The sequence below is a fragment of the Nocardia nova genome, assembly GCF_002933465.1.
GTDB lineage: Bacteria > Actinomycetota > Actinomycetes > Mycobacteriales > Mycobacteriaceae > Nocardia > Nocardia nova_B.
This window is the reverse complement of sequence record NZ_PSZE01000069.1, coordinates 1-3573: the sequence shown is the minus strand read 5'-3', so window position 1 is coordinate 3573 and position 3573 is coordinate 1. Positions and strand designations below refer to the sequence as shown.

Sequence of the window (3573 nt, the reverse complement as noted above, 5' to 3'; positions counted from 1 at the left end):
GAACCGGCCCGCCGCAGCCACCCACCCCGCCGCAGCCGCCGGCCTCGCCGATTGCCTGATCGATGCTCACCAGCGTCGGCGATTCGGCACGCCGGCCGTCGTTGCGGTATCCGGCCCGACGCGACTCGCCGCGGCGGGCCGGTTCCTCGGCCCCGGAATTCGCCCAGGCCGTGCCCCGATTCCAGGGGCCGCCACGCCATACATGCTCACTCGCCGATACGGCTGTGTAGTTGTGGGGCTGATGAGGCGATCAGTGGTCCGGATACGATATTGCTATGGCGGATGGATCGGATTCCGACCTGATCGCGGGGGAACTACGCGCGGACCTGCTGCGCGCGCTGTCCTATGTCGAAACCGAGGACGGTCCGGACGGCAGCTACATCGTCAACGGCGATCTGCCGCCCGAGGTGGCGCCTCCGTTCATCCGAGCGATCATGCGAATCGAGGCGGAACTGCTGCTGCACGACGCCGAGCAGGTGACCGTGGAACGCGGCGAACCGCGCAGTCCGGAGGAGCGCCGCACCGACGCCTTCGTCGCCCTGGCACTGCGAGTCACCGACGATACGTGAGCGTGTCCGCCCGGATATCGCACCGTGCAGCCGATATCGCCGATTGCGAACTGTGCGGCCATCGGATCCGTAACCTTGCACTCGCTACCGTCGAGTGCTAGAAAGGTTCTGGCACTCTCGACCAGTGAGTGCTAGGTCGGGCAGGTGAGACCGGGTTCCCAGACACCCTCGGTCGTCCGTCGCGGGCACCGTACCTGGCCAGCGTAATGGGGCGATCCAACCTGCGGTCGCTCTGTGTGTCAGCCCCATATACATGTGGAGGATCTCAACGCAATGGCCAAGACAATTGCGTACGACGAAGAGGCCCGTCGCGGTCTCGAGCGGGGACTGAACAGCCTCGCCGACGCGGTCAAGGTGACGCTGGGCCCCAAGGGTCGCAACGTTGTCCTGGAGAAGAAGTGGGGCGCCCCCACGATCACCAACGATGGTGTGTCCATCGCCAAGGAGATCGAGCTGGAGGACCCCTACGAGAAGATCGGCGCCGAGCTGGTCAAAGAGGTCGCCAAGAAGACCGACGATGTCGCCGGTGACGGCACCACCACCGCTACCGTGCTCGCCCAGGCGCTGGTGCGCGAGGGCCTGCGCAACGTCGCGGCCGGTGCGAACCCGCTGGGCCTGAAGCGCGGCATCGAGAAGGCCGTCGAGGCCGTCACCGCCAAGCTGCTCGACACCGCCAAGGAGGTCGAGACCAAGGAGCAGATCGCTGCCACCGCGGCCATCTCCGCCGGCGACGCGTCCATCGGTGAGCTGATCGCCGAGGCCATGGACAAGGTCGGCAAGGAAGGCGTCATCACCGTCGAGGAGAGCAACACCTTCGGCCTCCAGCTGGAGCTGACCGAGGGTATGCGCTTCGACAAGGGCTACATCTCGGGCTACTTCGTCACCGACGCCGAGCGTCAGGAAGCGGTCCTCGAGGACCCCTACATCCTGCTGGTCGGTTCCAAGGTGTCGACCGTCAAGGACCTGCTGCCGCTGCTGGAGAAGGTCATCCAGGCCGGCAAGCCGCTGCTGATCATCGCCGAGGACGTCGAGGGCGAGGCCCTGTCGACCCTGGTCGTGAACAAGATCCGTGGCACCTTCAAGTCCGTCGCCGTCAAGGCGCCGGGCTTCGGCGACCGCCGCAAGGCGCAGCTGGCCGACATCGCCATCCTCACCGGTGGCGAGGTCATCAGCGAAGAGGTCGGCCTGAACCTGGAGACGGCCACCGTCGACCTGCTGGGCACCGCCCGCAAGGTCGTCGTGACCAAGGACGAGACCACCATCGTCGACGGTGCCGGTGATGCCGACGCCATCGCGGGTCGCGTCGCCCAGATCCGCACCGAGATCGAGAACTCGGATTCGGACTACGACCGCGAGAAGCTGCAGGAGCGCCTGGCCAAGCTGGCCGGCGGTGTTGCGGTGATCAAGGCCGGCGCCGCCACCGAGGTGGAGCTCAAGGAGCGCAAGCACCGCATCGAGGACGCGGTGCGCAACGCCAAGGCCGCCGTCGAAGAGGGCATCGTCCCCGGTGGTGGTGTGGCGCTGCTGCAGGCCGGCCCGGCGCTGGACGACCTGAAGCTGACCGGTGACGAGGCCACCGGTGCGAACATCGTGAAGGTGGCGCTGGCCGCGCCGCTGAAGCAGATCGCGTTCAACGCCGGCCTCGAGCCCGGCGTGGTCGCCGAGAAGGTCGCCAACCTGCCGACCGGCCAGGGCCTCAACGCCGACTCCGGCGAGTACGAGGACCTGCTTGCCGCCGGTGTCGCCGACCCGGTCAAGGTCACCCGTTCGGCGCTGCAGAACGCCGCGTCGATCGCCGCGCTGTTCCTCACCACCGAGGCCGTCGTGGCCGACAAGCCGGAGAAGGCCGCCGCTCCCGTCGGCGACCCGACCGGTGGCATGGGCGGCATGGACTTCTGAGTCCATCGGGAACGACCGGGGGGCCCGCGTGGTGACCCTCCGCTGCCGCGTCCGGCCCTGACCCGGTCGTTCCGAGTCCTCCCTCCCCGCAACACCTTTCGAACCGGTAGCCGGTCCGCCTTCGGGCGGGCCGGCTACCGGCGTTTCGGCGGTGCCAACGTCTGCGTGGGCTGTCGGATGTAGCGGCTATCGGTCATATTTCCCCTAATTCGTAGTCTCGCAGGGGCTTTCGGAGCGTCACACCTGGACAACACCGGTTGTGGAACGCATTCTTTTCGGTTGGCTTCATCCGGAAGCCTTCGATAGGGGAAAAACACCATGTTGTCGATGGGCAGACTTGCCCTGGGATTCGTCGCGGCCACCGCGACGGCATTCGTCGTCGCGGGAACCGGTTCGGCGGCGGCGGAGCGGGGGCCGGACGGCCACCTGTACGGCGCGTTCGCCATCTCCTACGAAATGGACGACGGCTGGCACATCGGAAGTGTCGTCAACGCGCCCGATCAGGACACGGCCGACCGGGATGCGGTGGACGTGTGCGGGTCGAAGGGGGCGCCGGGTTGCGCGACCATCCTTCGCTTCGTCGACGGATGCGGTGCGGTCGCCAGGCGTGACGACGTTCACGCCGTCGGAACCGGCGTCACCCTGCAGGAGGCCGAGCGCAACGCGATCGCGGCGCTGGGACCGGATCGTCCGCCGACCCTGAGTTCGGACGGTTCGGGTCCCGCCGTCATCAGCGCGTCGCGCTGCAACGGCTGACCCGCAGTCGAAATCGTCGCGTATCCCGAGACGCGCATCCCGAATAGCGATCGGAAGCCGGTCCCGCACCCACGGCGGGCCGGCTTCCGGCATTTCGGGGCAAGCTTCGGCCGACGGTCCGAATTTCTCGCCGTGCGCCGATGTTGTGAATGGTGTTGCGAGCGCATCCGATGTGCGTCGTTAGGCCGGATGACCAGGCGATTTGACTTCGAATGCGGTTGGCACGTAACTTATTCCAGGTCAGAGCGACACGGACGCCGACCCGGAGCCGAGAGGCCCGGGACAACGAGGTCGGACGAGGAGCGCCTGACAATCACACTGGTTCGGTAAGAGGGACCCCGATTTTGTC

The 3573-nt window shown here is 67.1% G+C and carries 3 protein-coding genes; all 3 read left to right on the top strand.

What is annotated here, in order from left to right; translation table 11 throughout:
* Positions 1 to 275 precede the first annotated feature (275 nt).
* The 3 genes from C5E41_RS32725 (at position 276) to C5E41_RS32715 (ending at position 3224) form a co-directional block, all read left to right on the top strand.
* Positions 276 to 569, top strand: a complete 294-nt coding sequence (locus C5E41_RS32725; RefSeq protein ID WP_030516558.1) for a hypothetical protein — start codon at positions 276 to 278, stop codon at positions 567 to 569.
* Positions 570 to 842: 273 nt separating this feature from the next.
* A complete protein-coding gene (gene groL / locus C5E41_RS32720) occupies positions 843 to 2468 on the top strand; it encodes a chaperonin GroEL (RefSeq protein ID WP_036506233.1) in 1626 nt (541 codons plus the stop codon).
* 327 nt (positions 2469 to 2795) lie between these two features.
* Positions 2796 to 3224 carry a DUF4189 domain-containing protein gene (locus C5E41_RS32715; RefSeq protein ID WP_181063540.1) on the top strand — a complete coding sequence of 143 codons (429 nt, stop codon included), beginning with the start codon at positions 2796 to 2798 and terminating at the stop codon, positions 3222 to 3224.
* The last annotated feature ends 349 nt before the right edge of the window (positions 3225 to 3573 follow it).

Bases quoted from the DNA above. Each gene is read 5' to 3' on its own strand.
- C5E41_RS32725 (WP_030516558.1), top strand. From the start codon at position 276: ATGGCGGATGGATCGGATTCCGACCTGATCGCGGGGGAACTACGCGCG.
- groL (WP_036506233.1), top strand. From the start codon at position 843: ATGGCCAAGACAATTGCGTACGACGAAGAGGCCCGTCGCGGTCTCGAG.
- C5E41_RS32715 (WP_181063540.1), top strand. From the start codon at position 2,796: ATGGGCAGACTTGCCCTGGGATTCGTCGCGGCCACCGCGACGGCATTC.